General features: G+C 71.7%; 19 protein-coding genes and 1 pseudogene. 8 read left to right on the top strand and 12 right to left on the bottom strand.

What is annotated here, in order from left to right; all coding sequences use genetic code 11:
• The first annotated feature begins 55 nt into the window (after positions 1-55).
• The 3 genes from BLW04_RS19425 to BLW04_RS19415 are packed head-to-tail and all read left to right on the top strand — an operon-like array spanning position 56 to position 1,763.
• Positions 56-412 (top strand): VOC family protein, encoded by a 357-nt coding sequence (locus tag BLW04_RS19425; RefSeq protein WP_091546097.1) that lies wholly within the window; start codon positions 56-58, stop codon positions 410-412.
• Positions 409-828 (top strand): PaaI family thioesterase, encoded by a 420-nt coding sequence (locus BLW04_RS19420; RefSeq protein ID WP_091546033.1) that lies wholly within the window; start codon positions 409-411, stop codon positions 826-828. Before BLW04_RS19425 ends, BLW04_RS19420 begins: the two co-directional genes overlap by 4 nt.
• Complete coding sequence (locus tag BLW04_RS19415) at positions 825-1,763, top strand: phosphotransferase family protein (RefSeq protein WP_091546030.1); 939 nt, start codon at positions 825-827, stop codon at positions 1,761-1,763. The genes BLW04_RS19420 and BLW04_RS19415 overlap by 4 nt, the downstream gene beginning before the upstream one ends.
• On the opposite strand, the gene BLW04_RS19410 is transcribed toward BLW04_RS19415, so the two are convergent.
• The 9 genes and pseudogenes from BLW04_RS19410 to BLW04_RS19375 form a co-directional block, all read right to left on the bottom strand.
• The gene (locus tag BLW04_RS19410; RefSeq protein WP_091546026.1) at positions 1,723-2,637 is read right to left on the bottom strand and encodes an MSMEG_6728 family protein; all 915 of its coding nucleotides are present in this window, start codon (positions 2,635-2,637) and stop codon (positions 1,723-1,725) included. The two genes, BLW04_RS19415 and BLW04_RS19410, sit on opposite strands and share 41 nt — an antisense overlap.
• Positions 2,638-2,863: 226 nt before the next feature.
• Positions 2,864-3,718: an NAD-dependent protein deacetylase gene (locus BLW04_RS19405; protein WP_091546023.1), complete on the bottom strand. Its 855-nt coding sequence runs from the start codon at positions 3,716-3,718 to the stop codon at positions 2,864-2,866.
• Positions 3,719-3,758: 40 nt separating this feature from the next.
• Positions 3,759-4,145 carry a DUF2695 domain-containing protein gene (locus BLW04_RS19400; protein ID WP_091546019.1) on the bottom strand — a complete coding sequence of 129 codons (387 nt, stop codon included), beginning with the start codon at positions 4,143-4,145 and terminating at the stop codon, positions 3,759-3,761.
• A 180-nt stretch (positions 4,146-4,325) separates the two neighbouring features.
• A complete protein-coding gene (locus tag BLW04_RS29765) occupies positions 4,326-4,478 on the bottom strand; it encodes a glycoside hydrolase family 6 protein (RefSeq protein WP_371327806.1) in 153 nt (50 codons plus the stop codon).
• 50 nt (positions 4,479-4,528) lie between these two features.
• Positions 4,529-5,275: pseudogene (locus tag BLW04_RS19395) on the bottom strand (glycoside hydrolase family 6 protein); the annotation flags it as partial.
• Between the two features lie 65 nt (positions 5,276-5,340).
• The gene (locus BLW04_RS19390) at positions 5,341-5,751 is read right to left on the bottom strand and encodes a galactose oxidase early set domain-containing protein (RefSeq protein WP_139306919.1); all 411 of its coding nucleotides are present in this window, start codon (positions 5,749-5,751) and stop codon (positions 5,341-5,343) included.
• On the bottom strand, positions 5,748-6,125 hold the full coding sequence (locus BLW04_RS19385) for a Kelch repeat-containing protein (protein ID WP_091546011.1): 378 nt from the start codon (positions 6,123-6,125) through the stop codon (positions 5,748-5,750). Before BLW04_RS19385 ends, BLW04_RS19390 begins: the two co-directional genes overlap by 4 nt.
• Positions 6,122-6,841: a Kelch repeat-containing protein gene (locus BLW04_RS19380; protein WP_091546008.1), complete on the bottom strand. Its 720-nt coding sequence runs from the start codon at positions 6,839-6,841 to the stop codon at positions 6,122-6,124. Before BLW04_RS19380 ends, BLW04_RS19385 begins: the two co-directional genes overlap by 4 nt.
• 429 nt (positions 6,842-7,270) lie before the next feature.
• A complete protein-coding gene (locus BLW04_RS19375; protein ID WP_091546005.1) occupies positions 7,271-7,996 on the bottom strand; it encodes a hypothetical protein in 726 nt (241 codons plus the stop codon).
• Positions 7,997-8,815: 819 nt separating this feature from the next.
• Between BLW04_RS19375 and BLW04_RS19365 the strand changes: the two genes are divergently transcribed.
• On the top strand, positions 8,816-9,823 hold the full coding sequence (locus tag BLW04_RS19365) for a tyrosine-type recombinase/integrase (RefSeq protein WP_091545998.1): 1,008 nt from the start codon (positions 8,816-8,818) through the stop codon (positions 9,821-9,823).
• 149 nt (positions 9,824-9,972) lie between these two features.
• Here the strand turns inward: BLW04_RS19365 and BLW04_RS19360 are convergent, their stop codons facing one another.
• Entirely contained in the window at positions 9,973-10,818 is an 846-nt protein-coding gene (locus BLW04_RS19360) for a PP2C family protein-serine/threonine phosphatase (RefSeq protein ID WP_254781798.1), read from the bottom strand.
• Positions 10,819-11,491: 673 nt separating this feature from the next.
• Here BLW04_RS19360 and BLW04_RS19355 point away from each other — a divergent pair.
• The 3 genes from BLW04_RS19355 to BLW04_RS19345 all read left to right on the top strand — a co-directional run bounded on the left by BLW04_RS19355 (position 11,492) and on the right by BLW04_RS19345 (position 13,756).
• Complete coding sequence (locus tag BLW04_RS19355; protein WP_091545995.1) at positions 11,492-12,496, top strand: sensor histidine kinase; 1,005 nt, start codon at positions 11,492-11,494, stop codon at positions 12,494-12,496.
• Between the two features lie 347 nt (positions 12,497-12,843).
• Positions 12,844-13,332 (top strand): hypothetical protein, encoded by a 489-nt coding sequence (locus BLW04_RS19350; protein WP_091545992.1) that lies wholly within the window; start codon positions 12,844-12,846, stop codon positions 13,330-13,332.
• Positions 13,333-13,531: 199 nt separating this feature from the next.
• On the top strand, positions 13,532-13,756 hold the full coding sequence (locus tag BLW04_RS19345) for an excisionase family DNA-binding protein (protein WP_091545988.1): 225 nt from the start codon (positions 13,532-13,534) through the stop codon (positions 13,754-13,756).
• Between the two features lie 734 nt (positions 13,757-14,490).
• On the opposite strand, the gene BLW04_RS19340 is transcribed toward BLW04_RS19345, so the two are convergent.
• Complete coding sequence (locus BLW04_RS19340) at positions 14,491-15,021, bottom strand: hypothetical protein (RefSeq protein WP_091545984.1); 531 nt, start codon at positions 15,019-15,021, stop codon at positions 14,491-14,493.
• A gap of 637 nt (positions 15,022-15,658) precedes the next feature.
• Positions 15,659-17,038, bottom strand: a complete 1,380-nt coding sequence (gene chrA / locus BLW04_RS19335) for a chromate efflux transporter (RefSeq protein WP_217631123.1) — start codon at positions 17,036-17,038, stop codon at positions 15,659-15,661.
• A 215-nt stretch (positions 17,039-17,253) separates the two neighbouring features.
• Here chrA and BLW04_RS19330 point away from each other — a divergent pair.
• Positions 17,254-17,739 (top strand): Chromate resistance protein ChrB (locus BLW04_RS19330; RefSeq protein WP_139306921.1); only part of this gene is annotated, 486 nt, incomplete at its 3' end.

Raw genomic sequence — 17,739 nt, 5'->3', positions numbered from 1 at the left:
GTTCCCGGCCGGTCCCCGGCTGTCGCCGGCCCCGGCGCTCGGTCAGGATGGGCCCATGATCGGCCAGCTGCACTCCGTCGTCATCGATGCCCCGGATGCCCATGCCCTGGCGACCTTCTACGCCGAGCTGCTCGGCATGGAGGTGCAGGGCGACCCAGGTGACGACTGGGTCGTCGCGACCGGCGCCGGCCACCGGATCGCCTTCCAGCGGGCCCCGGACCTGCAACCCCCCGACTGGCCGGACCCGGCCCGCCCCCAGCAGTTCCACCTCGACATCCGGGTCGCCGACGTCGACGCCGCCGAGCCGGCGGTGCTCGCACTCGGCGCGCGCCGGCTCCCCGGCGGGGGCGGCGACTTCCGCGTCTACGCCGATCCGGTCGGCCATCCCTTCTGCCTCGTCTGGGACGCATGAGCGGCGGCCTGCCCCCGGTGGACCTCGAGTCGGCCGGCGCGTTTGCCCGGGCGTCCGGCTTCGTCCCGGACGAGGTGAGCGGCACCCGGGTGACCGGGCACGTCGACCTCGGCCCGGATCAGCACACCCCCTGGGGCGTCGTGCACGGCGGCGTCTACTGCACCGTCGTGGAGTCCGCGGCCAGCATCGGGGCGAGCGCGGCCGTGGTCGACCGCGGCCAGTTCGCGGTCGGCGTGAACAACTCCACCGACTTTCTGCGCCCGGCCACCGTCGGTCGCCTCGACGTGGTCGCCGAGCCGGTCCAGCAGGGCCGGACGCTGCAGCTCTGGCTGGTCACGCTTGCCCGCGCCGAGGACGGCAAGCTGGTCGCCCGCGGCCAGGTGCGCCTGCAGAACGTCCCGCTGCCCGGCTCGTGACCAGCACCGACACGACCAGTACGAACACGACCAGCACGGACACGACCAACCGGGTCGAGGCCGCCCGGGCCGCTGCGCTGACCGTCGCCCGCGCGCACGGGTTGGCCGCCGACGAGGCAGCGCTGCTGCACGACGGGGTCAACGTGGTCGTGCACCTGCGCCCGGCGCCGGTGGTCGCCCGGGTGGCCACGCTGACCCCCCTGCTCCGCCCGGCGATCCAGCGGCCCTTCGGCCGCGAGGTGGCCCTGGCCGGCGTGCTGGCCGAGGCCGGAGCGGCGGTCGTGCCGCCGTCCACCGAGCTCCCGCCGGGTCCGCACGAGCACGCCGGGCTCACGCTGTCCTTCTGGCGGTTCGTCGAGGTGCTGCCCGAGACCCCGACACCGGCGCGGGCCGGCGCCGCCCTCGCTGAGCTGGAGGCCGCGCTCGCCGACGTCGACCCCGGCTGGAGCGGGGAGCCGCTGGACACCCCGCTGGACGACCTGGCCGTCTTCGCCGACCGGGGAGTCGGGCTGGGCGCCGACCGGGCTCAGGTGGCCGCGGTCGCCGAGCTGACCGGCCGGCTGCGTCCCCTGCTGACCGGCGACGTCGGCTTCCTGCACGGCGACACCCACCCGGGCAACTTGCTGGCCACGCCCGGCGGCTGGTGCTGGACCGACCTCGAGGACACCAGTCGCGGCCCCCGCGGCTGGGACGTCGCGTGCCTGCGGGCGACGGGCCGGCTGGACGGCCGCGCCGCCGTGGCGGCCCTGCCCGACCCGATGTCCGACGAGGAGCTGGCGCCGTTCTTCCTGCTGCGCCGGCTGCACGGCGCAGCGTGGTGGTTCGTGCATGCGGCCCGGGTGCCCGCCGACCTCGCTGACGCCCGCCGGGGGCTGGCCACCGCGGTGGACGAGGTCAGCGCCGGCCTGGCGGCACGGCGCCGGGGTCCAGGGTGACCCGGAACAGCGCCCGCGGGTCCTGGAGGGTGGCCGGCGGGCGCGCCGCCGACCGTGGCACGACCCGGGCGAATCGGGCCGGGCGCCGGTGTGGCAGCAGTTCTCGGCCGGCGAAGGCGTAGTCGCCGACCACCTCGCCCAGCAGCAGCCCGGCCCCGTGCTCGACGGGCAGCCCGACCAGGTCGCCGGGTGCCATCTCGTCGAGGAAGGCGGTCAGCTGGCGCAGGTCCTTGGCCGGCCGCTTGCCGGACAGCTCCTTGGCCAGCATCCGCAGCTCGGCCGGCGAGAGCCCGGTGGCGTCCACGTCGATGCCGGCCTGGGTGCCCAGTCCGACGATGCCGGTGGCCAGCGCGGCACCGAGCTCGTTGTGCGCGCGGGGGCGCACCACCCACACCGGTACCCCCTCCGGCGGCGCCGCCGGTGGCACGTAATCGGCGCCCGGCCACACGTACGGCAGGTCGTCGGGCTCGCCGACGAATCGCGGCCGGTAGAACGCCGGGTCCTTGGCGACCAGGTTGGACCGGTGCGACCGGTGCAGCTCCTCGTTGCCGACCCAGCTGGGCAGCAACCCGGCGGCGGCCGCCTCGGCCTGGGTCATCGCGGCGGCGTCCGGGGCGAACTCGGCGATGAGCCTCTCGGTGCTGTCGGCGAAGCCGCGCTCGCGCCACGCCCGGACCATCGCCAGGCCGTAGACGACGAGCCCGGCCGTGTGCCCGCGCCACATGGTGACCACCGGGTGCGAGGCCCACCCGTAGTCGGCGAGCTCGAGCGCGCGGAGCACCTGCAGGGTCTCCACGCGTTGCTTGCCCAGCCGCGGGGAGTCCAGCAACCGCGCGCTCTCGGCGAAGTCGGCGACGGGCAGGAAGGTCTGCATCGCCGACCATCCTCGGTCACCGGGCCGCCGCGCGCCGGGTCAGCTCCCCAGCGCCCAGAGCCCGGCCGCCCAGCGGTCCCGCCCCTCTTCGTCGTTCTGGTCCCACCACGCCGGGCCGCGCTCGCCAGGCCCGTCGTGAGACAGCAGCATCCGCGCCCGTGCCCCCGCGACCGCGTTGTCGTCGCCAATCCGCTCGACCTCGCGGGCCACCGTCAGCCGGCCGGGCTCAGCCGGCGAGCCGGTGGGCGAGTTCGGGCAGCACGTCGCCGAGCGGCGCGTCCACCCGGACGTCGGCCTTGGCGTCGCCGCGGGTGGCGCCGGAGTTGACGATCGCCACCGGAATACCGAGCTTGGCCGCGTGGATGACGAACCGGTAGCCGCTCATCACCGTCAACGAGGAGCCCAACACCACCAGCGACCGCGCCTGGTCGACCAGCCGGAAGCAGGTGTCGACCCGGTCGCGGGGCACCGTCTCGCCGAAGAACACCACGTCGGGCTTGAGTGGACCGCCGCCGCAGGCCAGGCAGTCGACCATCACGAACCCGGCGAGTTTCTCCTCGGGGAGCTCCACGTCACCGTCGGGGTTGACCTCGTCGCGGTCGCCGACCTCGGGCCGGAAGCCGGGGTTCGCCTCCCGAAGCCGGACGTCGAGGTCCGCCCGGTCGGCGACGTTGCCGCACGCCAGGCAGACCGTGCGGTCCAGGCCACCGTGCAGTTCCAGCACGTCGCGCGCCCCGCCGGCCTGATGCAGCCCGTCGACGTTCTGTGTGATCACCTCCCCGACCGCGCCGGCCTGCTGGAGAGCGGCCACCGCCCGGTGCGCGGCGTTGGGCCGGGCCTGCGCGATCTGCCGCCAGCCGATGTAGCTGCGGGCCCAGTAGCGGTGCCGGCCCCGGGGGTCGCGGGTGAACGTCTGCCAGGTCATCGGGGTGTGCCGGCGCAGCGACCCGGTGGCCCCCCGGTAGTCGGGGATGCCGGAGTCGGTGGAGATCCCGGCGCCGGAGAGGACGAGGGCGTCGCCGTCGGCGAGCAGGTCGGCGAGGGCGGAGACGTCCTGCACGGCGGGTGGCGCTGCGGTCACACCCCCATGGTCCCTGCTGATCGGGCGACGCGCCCGCGGCTCACCACGGCCGGCGCAACGGCACCCAGGTACTGCAGGGCTGGGCGGAGCGGGGGCCGACGCCGGGGCACGGCGGCCGGTCCGCCGGCCAGTCGAGCTCCCCGTGCTGGTCGGGGACGAGCAGCTCCGGCCGCACCGTCCACCCGTTGAGGAAGACCTCGCAGTCGCAGAAGCCCCCGCGCCGGCCCAGCCGGGCCTCCAGCCCGGTCGCCCGGGGCAGCCGGAGGTCGCGCCACCGGCGGGCCCAGCGCAGGGTGGTGTCGCAGCCGAACGCGTCGAGCATCCGGTCGATGAAGCAGAAGACGCACTCGCCGACTCTCGGCGTGGTCAGCGTTTCGGCGAGCGCGGTGACGTGTTCCTCGGCTGCTCGGTTCGGGCCGGTGGCCATCGCTCCTCCAGGTGTCGTGCGGAGCAGCAGTCCAGCGCCGCAGGCCGACAGGCGGGGCGCCGCCGTCCACAGGCCGGGGCAGAGTCCCCAGCCGGCCCCGACACGTTGCGCGCGGGATGGGGCGTGTGCGAGGCGGCCGGGAGCGTTCGGCGTCGTCGTCATGACGGGCAGGCGGAGGCGTCAGCCCGCCACCAGTTCGGCGGCGGCCTGCGGCGACCACGCACCGGCGGGCGGGCCGCCGCGGCAGGTGCCGTCGGAGTCGCCCGGCTGCTTGACCCAGAGCAGGGCGTCGACGCGCGGCAGGTCGGGGTCGGTGGTGGGAACCTCGCCCAGCCGGCGTCCGGGCAGGTTGCACCGGGGGTTCTCGGTGCCGGTCTGCGCGGGGGGCCGGCACCGTTCCGGCTGGTGTCGATGACGAAGTGCGGGGTGGCCACGCGGGAGGGCTGGTCCGCCTGCAACTGCTGGGACAGGGCCAGTCCGAACCGCGCGCTGACGTCGGTGGTCTCGAAGTTCGACACGTTCAGCGCGAAGCCGTCGGCCTGGTCGACGTTGCTGCGGCGCAGGGCACCGGCCAGCACCGGCAGGTCGTCGACCCAACCGGCGTTGCCGGCGTCGAGGTAGACCCGGGTCCGCGGCTGCCGGTCCAGTATCTCCACCTCCTGCGCCAGCAACCGGTAGCGCTCCTCGGGCCGTACACCGGCGCAGCCGACGATCGCGTGGGCGATCGCGTCCGGTTCCAGGACGCCGACGGCGGGCCGGTCGGCGAGCGCGGCGGCGAAGCTGCCGATCCACGACAGGTAGGCGCCGGCGTCGGGCGCACCCCCCGAGGAGGAGGAGCCGCAGTCCCGCATGGGCACGAAGTAGGCGACCAGGACGGACAGTTGCCCCGCGGCCGCGGCTGCTCGCGACACCTCCGACACCGCCGAGTACGGGTCGCCCGGGCTGGCGAACCAGGTGGCCGTGGGCTGTTCGGCGAGCACGTCGAGGGACGCGGCTTCGCCGGTCCGCCCCCCGGCCTGGGCCTCGGCAATCGCGACGGAGGCGTGGCCCTGCGGGTTGCGCCACAGTTCACCGGACAGCCGGTCTGGCTCAGTGTCCGGCGTGTCCGGCGTGGCGGCGGTGCAGGCCACGGCGGTGCTCGCCAGGCCGGCACACGCCACGGCCGCCAGGACCAGGGCCCGCAGGGGACGCCGGCTCACTCGACGTGCACCCAGCGGGCCGGGGAGGGCACGCCCTGCGCGTCGAGCACGACGAGCATGTACCAGCCGGACGGGGTGAGGCCCTCGCCCTCGGGCAGGTTCAGGCCGTACTCGTGCGCGCCGTCCGCCGTGTCCCCGGTGGTCACGTCCAGGGCGATGGAGCGCTGCTCGGTGTCCGTCTGGTGGGTGACGGCACTGGGCCGCAGCAGCCGCGCCTCGGCGACGTCCTTGCCGGTGGTCGTCACCTCGAACGTGGTGCCCCGCGTGACCTCCTCGGGAGCGCCGGTGACGGTCGGCCGGGGGCCGGCGAACAGGTACGACGGGGAGTAGATCTCGATGCGGGTCTCGAACTTTCCGGGCAGGGTGTCGTTCTCGTCGGAGAACAGCGGGTCCGAGCCCATGGTCATGACCCGGCCGTCGGGCAACAGCAGCGCCGTCGAGTGGTAGTCGCGCCCGACCTCGTTGGGGCGACCTCGGCCAGCGTTCCGGTCTGGGGGTCGTAGCTGGTGGTCAGGTGCAGGTCGCTCTGGTGGTTGCCGCGGTACCCCACCGACCCGCCGGTGAGCAGGGTGTGGTCGTCGGGCAGTGTGACGGCGCTGATGTACCGCGCGGGGCTGGGGTAGTCCGCGGCCGGCTCGTACCGGGGGTCCGGGTCGGTGAGGTCCACGACGCTGAAGCGGGACGTGGACTCCTCGCCGTCGCCGCCCGCGCCGCCGCCGACGATCGCGACCTTCTGGTCCTGGGCCGGGGCGAGCAGGAACGACGTGCTCGTCTCGTTCAACTGCGGGTCGGCCAGACCATCGACGTCGGTCCAGCTGTTGTCGCTGAGATCCCAGATCCCCGGCTGGCGACCCTCCTGGTCCGAGCCGTAGCCGGTGTTGGACCCGCTGTAGACAGCCGGTGCCCGTCGGCGAGCCGGAAGAGGCTGGGATAGGTCGGGAAGTAGCGGTCGAGCTCCGGCTGGTCGTTCCAGGACCGGGTGCTGGGCTCGTAGACCTCGTTGTCCCCGTCGATGATCTTGCCGTATTCGAGGCCGGAGACGGCGAGGACCCGGCCGCCCGGCAGGCCGACGAGCGTGGGGTACCAGCGGGAGGTGGTCAGCGGGTCGGTCTTGCGGTAGGTCTCGCTGTCGACATCGAACTCGTAGGAGGCGTCGAGGCCCCGGTAGTTCTGCTTCTGCATCGTGATGGCGTCGCCCTGGCCATAGAGGTTGCGGCTCTGCTCGGCGTCGAGCCCCTCGATCTGGAACTGCTGGGCGCCGGTCAGCGTCTGCTCGGGCCCCTCGACCTCGGCCTCGATACACACGTCCTGCGAGCCTGCCATCAGGGTGCCGTCGCCCATGGCGTGCGCCGGCGGTACCGCGACGTCCTCGGTGGACAGGTAGGCGTTCCCCCGGGCCGTGAAGCGGGTGCCCCTCGGGATGGTGATGCCACTGGCGTCGCTCTCGTTCTTGACGGTGAGGATCCCGGCGGCCCTCGTGACGTCGGCGGCGAGCACCTCGTACTTGCGCGTGCCGCCGGCGATGAGCAGGTTGCCGTCGGGCAGGTAGGCGTGCCCGGAGCAGAAGAGGTCCTCCGGGGCGGGGAGCTCCTTGGTCTCGTCGGTGACCGGGTCCCACAGGACCGTCCGAAAGCTGCCGGCCTCGAACTGCTGCGCGTTGTTTCCCCGAACCGGCGACCAGGAGCACCTTGCCGGTGCGCAGCAGCGCAGCGTGCACGGCCTGGGCGCGGTAGCGCTCGGGCAGCTCGTAGGTGTCCCAGTGGCCGTACTGCGACTTGTAGTCGGGCTGGTTCCGCTCGTAGGCCGTGTAGGCCCGCTCGGCGGCGGAGGAGACCACAGGGCCGTTCACGGCGACCACGCCGGCGATGGTCGCCGTCACCAGGGCGGCGTTGCGCAGCCGGCGGAGGCGGCGGGGCTTGCGTCGGGTCATCGGGGGTCCTCCTGGGTGCGGGGGGCGCGGGTGGCGCCGGTCGTGATGAGCTGGGAGATGACCGGCACAGGCACGCTCGGCTCACCGGTGAGTGCAGGCAGGGTCTGGACCACGTTCGGCGCCAGGCCGGCGGCGCGGGGACCCGATCGCAGGCGGTGCCACAGCAGCCCGGTCAGCCACATCGCCACGGGGAGCAGGCACACCGCGGTGCTGACCAGCGCCCAGGTGCAGATGGCGACGTGCGGGTGGTGCAGTGGCACCGAGGCCACGAGCGCTGCGACGAGCACGGCCGCCCAGCGCAGGTGCGCGCCGAACGTGCTGAGCGGGTCCCGGTCCTGGGCGCCCTTCGGCGTGACCGCGAAGCTGACGGTGCGGTGGCGCACCGCCGCCCACAGCGCGCTGACGTACACCGGGGTCGACAGGACGGACAGAATCATGCCGCTGGCTCCCGAGGAGCTCTCCTCCTCGAGTGTGCTGATGTTGTTTCTGCGGTTCCAGACGTACAGGCCGACCTGCAGGACCGCGGCGTTCACATAGAGCATCGGCCACAGCTGCGCGTCGACCAGCACCCCGGCGACGCCGGTCAGCAGGTAGGCGGCCAGGTTGGTCACGCCGAGGACCCAGCTGACCGCCGTTGCCGGGTGGTAGGACATGAGCAGCGCGTAGTGCGCCCGCCGGCGGAACGAGAGCCGCCGGGCGACCTTCAAGGACAGGCGCAGCACGACCTCGTCGGTGCCCCGCGCCCACCGGCCCTGCTGAGCCAGGTGGGCCCGCCAGGACGTCGGCCCCTCCCCGACCGCCAGGACGTCCGGGGTGTAGACGGACGTCCTGGCCGCGCCGGTCTGCGGGTTGATGCTGGCGTGCCAGACGATGCTGGTCGCGGCGTCCCCGGTGATGGAGTCCTGGAGCCCCCCCGATGGCCCTCAGGGCGGAGATCCGGACGGCATTGTTGGTGCCCACGAACATGGCCGCGCCGAAGCGGTTGCCGGCGCGCTGCAGCACGCTGTGGAACAGGTACTGCTCGCCGTCGAGGCGGGGCGTTGGCGGTGGCCGCCGAATGCTCACGCCGCGGACTGATCGGGATCAGCGGTAGGGCTGATGAGCTCGTCCCAACGGCGGCGAGCCTGTCGATCGCGGAAGCGCCGGTGATCCGGTCGTCCACCCAGTGCCCGGTACCGCCGATCGTCCTGAAACGACACGGTCCCCGTTTCCGGGGCCGGGGGCCCTCCACCGCGCGATCATGACCAACGGTCGGCCTGTTGCTCGACCAACGGTTAACACCGACTGGTGCCCCCGGCAGGATTCGAACCTGCGACACACGGTTTAGGAAGCGACGCTCCACTCGCCTCCGACCTGGGCTTATAGTGGTTTTTCCACGTCCCGTGCAAGCACCGTGCAAGTAGTTGGAGTGCAGAGCAGGCAGTACCGGCGAGCAGGGGGCAGTCGTGCCGACCACACACCGATCGCGCCGAGGGTGGGGCGCAGTTCGCCGTCTCCCCTCAGGCCGGTGGCAAGCCAAGTGGCCCAACCCCGACACGCGGTTGCTGACGCCGGCGCCCCAGACCTACCCGACCAAGGCCGCGGCCGACCGTTGGCTGTCGCACAAGCGAGTCGACCTCGAACGCGGCCGCGCCGTCGACGACCGCGCCGCGGGGAGACCGCTCGCGGACTGGTGGCCCGGCTACCTGACGTTCATCCAGGGGCGCTGTCGCCCGTCGACGATCGCCAACTACGAGCACGCCTGGCGTCTGCGTATCGCGCCTTGGTTCGGCACCACCGCGGTACGCCACATCAAGGCCAGCTCCGTCGAGGAATGGCTCGCGGCCATGACGGCGAGCGGCGCGTCGGCGTCCAAGGTCATCGAGGCCCACGGTGTGCTGAAGCGCGTTCTCGACCGACCGGTGCGCGACGGCGTGCTGGCCGCCAACCCGTGCGCGACCCGACGCGGCGCTCTCCCCCGACGTCCCACCACCGAGCGTCCGGTGCTGTCCCCCGCCCAGGTCGAGCAGCTTGCCGCCCACATGCGACGCGATGACGACCGGCTCCTCGTCCGCACCCAGGCCTACACGGGGCTGCGGATCGGCGAGGCGCTGGCGCTGCAACGCGATGACATCGACGCTCCTAGCCGCACGATCCGGATACAGCGGAGCGTCGACGGCACAACGGTCGTCGGCCCCACGAAGACCCATGCCAGCCGCACGGTGACGATGCCCACCCGCCTCGCTGCTGCCCTGGCCAGCCACTTGACGCAGACATCTGGCGAGTGGGTGTTCCCCAATCGAAGCGGAGGCTTACGTCGCTATCGGACGTTCCGGCGCGACTCCTGGGACCCCGCGGCCCGCGCAGCCGGCATGACCGTCACGCCCCACGACCTGCGAGCGACATGCGCGTCTCTGCTCATCGACGCCGGCGCCAGCATCGAGGACGTGCAGACACAGCTGGGCCATCAAGACCCGATCACGACTCTGGCGCTCTACGCCCGAGTTCGACCCGGCCGCGCTGACGCGCTCGCCGACAAGATGGACGCTCTGATCGCCGAGGTGTCGTAGCCATCCTTCTCGGCACAAAGAGCTTCTAATCAGCGGGCCTGGCCACCTGATCGACGCGCGTGTTCCAGCCGCTCGATCGGACAGGGCGTGCAGCGGGCAGCCCAGCCGATGCCCAGCACCCGCAGCAGCACCCGTGGTAAGGGCAATGGCTACAGCTGCAGCTGCAGCTGCTGCTCTTCGCCGGTGAGCCACTCCAGCACGACAATGCTGGCGTCGTCTTGGAGCTGATCGGCTTGGTGAGTCAAGACACTGCGCATCAGGCGTCGCACCGTCTCCGGCGCTGGATCGCCGGCAGCCGAAGCGGTGGCGATGAAGTCGGCGAGCCGCTCCTCGCCGAAGAACTCGCCCTCCGGTGAGCGGGCCTCGGTGATGCCGTCGGTGTAGAGCAGCAGCCGATCGCCGGGCTCCAGTCGGGTCTCGCAGCACACCGGCTTGCTGCTCTGGAGGCCCAGCGGTCGGCTGGGCGAGCAGTGCGGGGGATGGACCAGCGAGGCCCCCCGCAAGATCAGCGGGTCGGGGTGCCCGGCGTTGATCCACCGCAGCCGACCGGTGTCCAGGTCCAGGCGGGCCAGTACCGCGGTGGCGAACTGACTGGCGCCAAACTGCCCGGCGATGGCCTCGTCGATCTCGGCGGCGATGTCGGGCAGGTCGAGCATGTTCCGCCGGGCGTGCCGATAAGCCCCGACGGCGACGCTCGCCAGCACCGCCGCAGGCAGACCGTGGCCGACGGAATCCAGCACCAGCAGGTCGACGGAGCTGCCGTTGACCGCGTAGTCGAAGGTGTCCCCACCGATCTCATACGCCGGCTCCAGACCTCCGGTGATGACCACCCGCTCGGTGCCGAAGGTCAGCGGCGGCAGCAGCTCCCATTGGATCTCCGCCGCCAGGCTCAACGTCTTACGCCGGCGCAGACGGGAGAACACGTCGCTGTAGGCGTCGTTGACGACCACCAGCTCCGCGACCAGCGAGACCAGGGCCCGCATGTCGGCGTCCACCTCCTCGTCGGGCCAGCTCGATCTCGACCACGCCGAGGCGCTCGACACCGTTGAGCAACGGGAGCCACATGCGGTGCACGTTCTTCCCGGCCGTGCTGCTGACCACCTCGACCCGGCAGAACGCCCGCCCGGCCATCGTGCCCTCGATCGGAAGTTCCTGACGCGCCGGCACCCCAGTGCCGGGGAGGGGCTGCAACGTCGCCTGCTCGTAGTCAGCCAGGTAGATCACACAATTCCGGGCGCCCAGAGCGCGAGCGTGAACAGCGACCACAGAGCTCAGACGGTCTGGGGCCAGCAGATGGGAGGCACGCAGCAACGCACGCAACGGGTCGGTCACAGGAGCGACTCCTCGATCAATTCTGGCCAGCTACCGAGAGAGGCCTTCTGGGCGCCCCATCCAATCACCACCCGGCCCCCGTGCCCCTGATCAGCGACTGTGCGATCAGCAAGGTGACCGCGGCCGACCAGTCACGCCTTGTGCGGCACTCAGGGCCGCCGATTCACTCGCCATCCGCGATGAACCACCCACCGCTTGACCGAGACCCGGTGGCGCGGGGAGCCCGGACCGCTGTCCGTTCAGCCGCCAACCGGTTGCATCCGACTCAGGCGCGACACAGCGGTTATCGTGTAAAAGGGTCCCGCGCGGAGCCGCTATCGACCGGGGGACCATGTCTTGCTGACATCAGCTACTGAGAGCACCAGCGGCCACCGCGACGACGGCACGACGTCGGATCCAGCCGGTTTCCGGCATGACGCGCTGCTCTACCACTCCAGCGAGCAGATGACCGCAGTGGCGGCTCCGTTCCTGCTCGATGGTCTCCCCGCCGGCGACCTCGCGGTCATCGCGGTCAGCGGCGAGAGCTGCGGCCCGCTGCGGGACGCCGTCGCCGATGTGGTCGGGAACGACCCCAGGGTGCTCGTGCTGGAGCGACACAACCTCTACCGGGCCCGCACGCCGACTGCCATTCGCACCTTCCGCAAGCTCGCCGCCGACCGCGGCGCTCCGGGACGCCGGGTGCGGGTGGTGGGTGAGGTGGACTTCGGCACCACCGACGCCGACTGGCAGGAGTGGCAGCGCTACGAGGCGGTCATCAACGCCTCGTTTGCACCGTTGCCGCTGTGGGGCCTGTGCATCGTCGACGCCACCCTCCCGGAGCCGATCCTGACCGCGGTGCGGCACACCCATCCGCAGCTGCTCGGTCCCGACGGCGGTCGGACGCTCAACCCCGACTTCGTCGACCCGGCCGCCTACCTGCGCGGCCTGCCGGTACTGCCCGAACCGCTCGAGGCGACGCCGCCCACGCTCGCCGCCGAGGCCGTCACCGACTTCATCGGTCTCCGGCACGCCGTCCGCGCGCAGCTGGCGACCGTCGACGGACCGGAGGACCTCATGGAGGACTTCCTGCTGGCTGTGGATGAGATGGCCTCGAACTCCGTGCGCCACGGGGCGCCGCCCGCCGGCCTGCGGCTGTGGACGGCGCCCGGCACGCTGGTCTGCACCATCCGCGACTCCGGTCCGGGTCCCACGGACCCGTTCGCCGGCTACGGACCCGCGCACGGGGAGGACCTGTCCGCCGGCGGCATGGGCCTGTGGCTGGCCCGCCAGCTGTGCGACCACGTCGCCATCTCCCGCGACGCGCACGGCAACAGCATCCGGCTGACCACCCACTGGACCTGACCGACCGGCGGCCGGCGAGCCAAGTCCGCCGGCCACTCACCCCGGCCCCGCCTCTAAGGCGGCCCACCGCCCTTACTCCGACGGCCCGTTCGGCGACACCCGGCCCAGGCCGGTCCAGTGGATGCAGCGGCACCGCGATGAGTGCGACGTCGTCACCGGGATTGGCCGACAGCATCCGCGTCAGCACCTGATCGCACAGATCGTCCAGATCCTGGCGCACAAGCCCGCTTCACCTTCAAGTGCGGCCAGCGGCAATCACAACTGCAACCATGGTTGCAGGGTCCTGAGTTCCGGTCAGTAGTCCGCGGCGGGGTGCCGCGGACACCGGCCGGCAACTGCACGCCGCCGTGGAGCGCTACCTCGACGCCCACGCCCTCACCGAGGCACGCTTGCCACACCCCGACCGAGCCGTTACCGGTGGTCCGCTGCCCTGGCTTCCACCGCCACCCCCCGATGACGGCGAGCTGGCCGACTACGTCCAGCAACGCGCCGACCTCGTCCACACCCTGGCCACGACCATCACCGCCAACCACCTCCCCGACACGGCTTGGGCCGACCAGCTACGCCAAGCCGCCCCCCCCGACCTCGCCCGACGGTTGGCCGTCTGGCGCGCCGCAACCGGCGCCGCGGACCACCCCCACCCCGTCGGACCGCACACCTCCCCCACACCCGAGGTGCGCTCGCAGTGGCAGACGCTCCTTGCGACCGACCTGCCCGACCACGACAACGAGGCCCTCGACCGGCAGCTGGAGACCCAGCCGTCGCACGTCCGGCATGGAGGGACCCTCCGCGCGGCAGCTCGACACGACCGGCGCGCCCGCAGCATCAGCCGATGAATCCACCCACACCCCCGGCGATGACTCCGAGACGTCACCGCGTCCCCGCCCAGCGGATCGACCACCCCGTCCGCTTCGTCTACCCGGGTGTCACCGAACGGCGCTCTCTGACGCCTATAGGCGCGGTGGCTGATCGCGGCACCCGAGAGTCACAACCCCTTCGTCCACCGGTGCGCCAACCGTCTGCAGAGGAGCCAGCATGACCGCGCCCAGCCCCCGACCGTCGGTCAACGCGGGCGATCAACTCCATGACGTCGACAGCGCCGCCGACTACCTCCGCTGCGGACGGCGTCTCATCTATCGCCTGGTCGCCGAACGGCGCGTCAAGTTCACCTACGCCGGCCGCTCCCTGCGCTTCTGGCAGTCAGACCTCGACGCCTACCTCGATGCCCGCGCGGTGGAGCCCGTCCCGCCCCGGACCTGAGGCCGGGGCATGGCGTTCCCATGGCGCGCCCAGGCGGCGGGATCGTCGTCGCCGATCTGGCCGTTTTTCAGCCGCGGCACGCAGCGCAGCCACCAACCGACCACCTCGCGGTCCGATTGCAGGTCAGCGGCACGGCTACGGCCGCCCGGGCGTGCAACAACCGTGCAAGAAGCAGGAGCGAACAGGGGCGAGCCGGGGGAACGACGGGCATACTCGTCAGAGCGACGCGAGGCTCAGAAGGGGCCATAAGTGCTGGTCAGAGGAACAAGAACCTCTGACCAGCGTGGTGCCCCCGGCAGGATTCGAACCTGCGACACACGGTTTAGGAAACCGATCCGGGGGTGGTTTAGCGCGATGGGCTGTCGATGAAACCCCGACTTGACCAGCGCTTCTGTCGTTGCGGATCGTCGGGCGATGTTGGGCGTTTTCGACCGTCTTGCGGACTATTTGCGGACCGAAGTTCCGTTAGCCAGGCTCAGCACGTCCCGCTCGCGGGCGCCGTACGCTGAGGTCATCGCTGGGGTCGGTGTGTCGCCCGGCCGAGAAGCCAAGCGGACACCTCCGGCTCGCGTAGGGCTGACCAGCCCCGGGGAGCGTCTGCTGGAGTACCAGGCGCCGTGCGGCCGTGGCGGGCGCAACGCGTGCTGCATATACTGACAGCCGCCTGTTGCGCTGAGCTTCAGGAAGTGGGCCCGGCTCCTCTCCGGACGGTGAGCGGCCGGGCTTCGCGGCGTCTACGGCCGGGTGACGTTCTCAGCAGTGGTGATCGCCGCGATGCGCTCTCGCCAGGCGCCTCCTGCTGAGTGGCTCCAGGCCAGAGCATCGGCGATCCACAGCAGCGGGTCCCCGCTCGGCGGCAGATGGATGTAGCGGAGTGCGGGCCGGTCGAGGCGGTGGAACTCCTCGACGAGCACCTGGCGGTCGCGCTGGTCGCGGCCTTGCCGTGACTCGACGATCAGTCGCTGCACCCCGCGGTCGAGAAGCGGGACAACCATGCGGCGGAAGCTCTCGGCGCGGATATCGGTATCACGGCCCTTGCCGTAGAAGGCCAGCGCCGAGACCTGACCGCTTCCTACGACGGCATCGAGAATCTGCCGGCGACGACTGTCACGTTCGGTGACGAAGTGCCACCGCCGCTGCCCAGGCAGGCAGAACGAGCGGACGAGTCGGCGGAGCGCGTCGACGTCCCCGTCGGCGACGACTGCGACGCACACGTGGTAGCTGGACCCGCGGGCGGACTCGTCGACGAACGCCTGGGCGGTCAACGGGCCGCCGGCCGGCTCGCGGGAGCCTGTACTTCCTCAGCCTTGTGGCGCCCAGCCCTGGGCATCACTGGCGTCGTCATTCGTTGCACGAGGAGCATCCTGAACGATCATGCCCACCTTGCCCCCTGGGGGCCAAGGGCATCCGGCGCTTCCGGACGAGAAGCGGCTCGCGATCCCGCTTCCACGAGGGCCGGGACAACCTCGAACTGGCAGGGTGAACCCGTCAGCGTTGCAACGGCCACGCGAATCCGCCATGTGAGCGGTGGGACCCGGCGATCGCCGCCGGCACTCATCGCGCTGCGCGCGCAGAGCACGGGGCCGCCACCGCCGCTTGACACTGGCGCCCGCTGACCACGCGGGGCGAGCCCGCACCGCCGACGGGTTGACATCCCGCAACGGACCATGGGCAGCCCCGTCCGCCTCCCCGCAAGCCCGGATGAAGGTTGTAGGGACCAACCGGTTTGGACGCTACGTAGGGCCGGGAGACGGGCGCAGGAACCGCCCACAGCAGCGCTCATCCACACCCACCACCAAGATCAGCTGGACCGGGACAGCCGGCGAGCCATCCTTACCTGCCCAAGATCATCCAGGTCCCGACTTGACTTCGACCTCATAGGCTTGACTTCGACCTCATAGGTCAGTGCAGAAGGAGGCCGGCGGCGGCGCAGGCCAGCACGACGTAGGGCTCTTTGACCTTGAAACGGAGCAGGACGCCGAGCGTGACGATTGCGATGAGTAACGTGCGCCAGTCGATGACGACTTGCCGGGTGAGCACGACGGTGGCCCCGGTCAAGGCGCCGGCCGCTGCTGCGGTAGCACCCTTGACGAAGGCCTTCACCCGCGGGTTGTCCTTGTGCCGGACGAACCAGGGACCGGGCAGGACGACGCCGAGGTAGATCGGGATGAAGATGGCGACGGTCGCGACCAGCGCTCCGGGCAGGCCTGCGGTGAGATAGCCGATGAAGGTGGCGGTGATGACGACCGGACCCGGGGTGATCAGGCCCATCGCCACCGCGTCGAGGAACTGCCGAGGATCGAGCCAGTGGTGCGTGGTGACGACGCCCTCGCGCAGAAAGGGCACGATGGCCAGGCCCGAACCGAAGGTGAACGCGCCGGTCTTGAGGAAGAAGAGGGCGAGCGCGACCAGCGTCCCCGCACCGGTGAGGACGAGCAACGCCAGCAGCACGCCGGTGCCGGCCAGCGCGCCGACCCCGCCGACCATTCCGCCCAGGACGACTCTGCGGGGCCGGTGCGGCACGCTGTTCGCCGGGAACGGTTCTGCTCTCGCGGTTGTGAGCGTCGGCTGTGGGACGGCGCGGCGCCGACGTCGGGACTGAAGTGACGCCAGCCTCGCCGGAGGCGCGTCGATGAGGATCATCAGCACTCCTGCGGCGATGAAGAGGACGGCGATCTCTGCGCCGGTCACGGCGGTGACGACGGCGAGGACGGCGCTGATCGCCCACAGACGCCAGTCGCGGCGGTTGGTCAGCTTGGCGAGCTTGTAGGCCGCAATCGCGATGATCGCCATCACGCCGGGAGCGACGCCGTAGAACACCGCCTGCACCACCGCCAACCCGGAGAAGTGGGCATAGAGGACGGCGACTCCCAGGACGAACAGGAAGGACGGGGCGATGAACGCCACCGACGTCGCCAGTGCCCCCAGTGCTCTGCGCTGCAGGAAGCCGACCCACATGGTCACCTGCGCCGCCAGCGGCCCGGGCATCGTCTGGCCCAGCGCCACTCCGTTGAGGAACTCGTCCCGGTCGATCCAACCGCGAGACTCCACCAGGTCGCGCTGCATGTAGCCGACGGTGGCGATCGGACCACCGAAGCCGGTGGCGCCCAGGATCAGGAAATACCTGACCAGCCGGCGTAGCCCCCCCGATGAGGCGTGGCCCACGGGGTCATGCTCCAGGCTGGCCGACTGCTCGGGGCCGGCCGACTGCTCGGGGCCGGCCGACTGCTGGGTGTCGCTGCGGCGTCGCCACGTTGTCCAGCCGGGATAACGAGGCCGCACCGTGAAGCTCCCATCCATCAACTGTTTGATTACTTGTCCGCGCCGGCTCGTCTACCTGGCGGCGCGGCGCCTGCCGTGCCGGTACTGGTCCTGGTACGCAACCGCGGTTACACTATGCGGTTACACTATGCCTTGTGCTGTCGGGAGGCCAGCAGACGGGTGCTACGAAGGGCTGGCGGAAGGCGGGGTCTGTGGCGGACAAGGGTGGCTGGGTGATGTTGGCCTATCGGATGCCGCGGGAGCCCTCGACCCCGCGGATCGCGGTGTGGCGGCGGCTTCGCCGGCTGGGGGTGGCGCAGCCGGTGGACGGGCTGGTGCTGCTGCCCGACGAGCCGCGGACCCGGGAGGGCCTGGAGTGGGTGGCCGAGCGGGTTGTGGCCGCCGATGGTCAGGCGACGCTGTGGACGGCGGCCTACCTGTCGGGGGATGAGGAGGACACCATGGTGCAGTCGATGAACAGCGCAATCGCCGCCGAGTACGCCGCAGTGAGCCGCGAGGCGCGCGCCGTTGCCGCCGAGGGGGGCCAGGCGTGGCTGGCAGCGACCAGGAACGGTCCGAATAACGAGGACTCCTCAGGTGACCGCGGCGAGCTGCGGCGCCGCGCCGCGCAGCTGGCCCGGACGTTGAGCCAGGTGCAGTCGCGCGACTACTTCGGCGCCGACGGACGCGTGGAGGCTGAGCAGGCGATCCTCGCGCTGACG

The sequence above is a fragment of the Modestobacter sp. DSM 44400 genome (assembly GCF_900107175.1).
Lineage (GTDB): Bacteria > Actinomycetota > Actinomycetes > Mycobacteriales > Geodermatophilaceae > Modestobacter.
Note: the sequence above shows the minus strand (reverse complement) of the source record. Positions and strands in the feature narration are given on the sequence as shown.

Excerpts from the sequence above, each read along its gene's own strand:
- BLW04_RS19420 (WP_091546033.1), top strand. The coding sequence starts at position 409 with ATGAGCGGCGGCCTGCCCCCGGTGGACCTCGAGTCGGCCGGCGCGTTT.
- BLW04_RS19400 (WP_091546019.1), bottom strand. The coding sequence starts at position 4,145 with ATGGCCACCGGCCCGAACCGAGCAGCCGAGGAACACGTCACCGCGCTC.
- BLW04_RS19410 (WP_091546026.1), bottom strand. The coding sequence starts at position 2,637 with ATGCAGACCTTCCTGCCCGTCGCCGACTTCGCCGAGAGCGCGCGGTTG.
- BLW04_RS19390 (WP_139306919.1), bottom strand. The coding sequence starts at position 5,751 with ATGACCATGGGCTCGGACCCGCTGTTCTCCGACGAGAACGACACCCTG.
- BLW04_RS19345 (WP_091545988.1), top strand. The coding sequence starts at position 13,532 with ATGACCGCGCCCAGCCCCCGACCGTCGGTCAACGCGGGCGATCAACTC.
- BLW04_RS19425 (WP_091546097.1), top strand. The coding sequence starts at position 56 with ATGATCGGCCAGCTGCACTCCGTCGTCATCGATGCCCCGGATGCCCAT.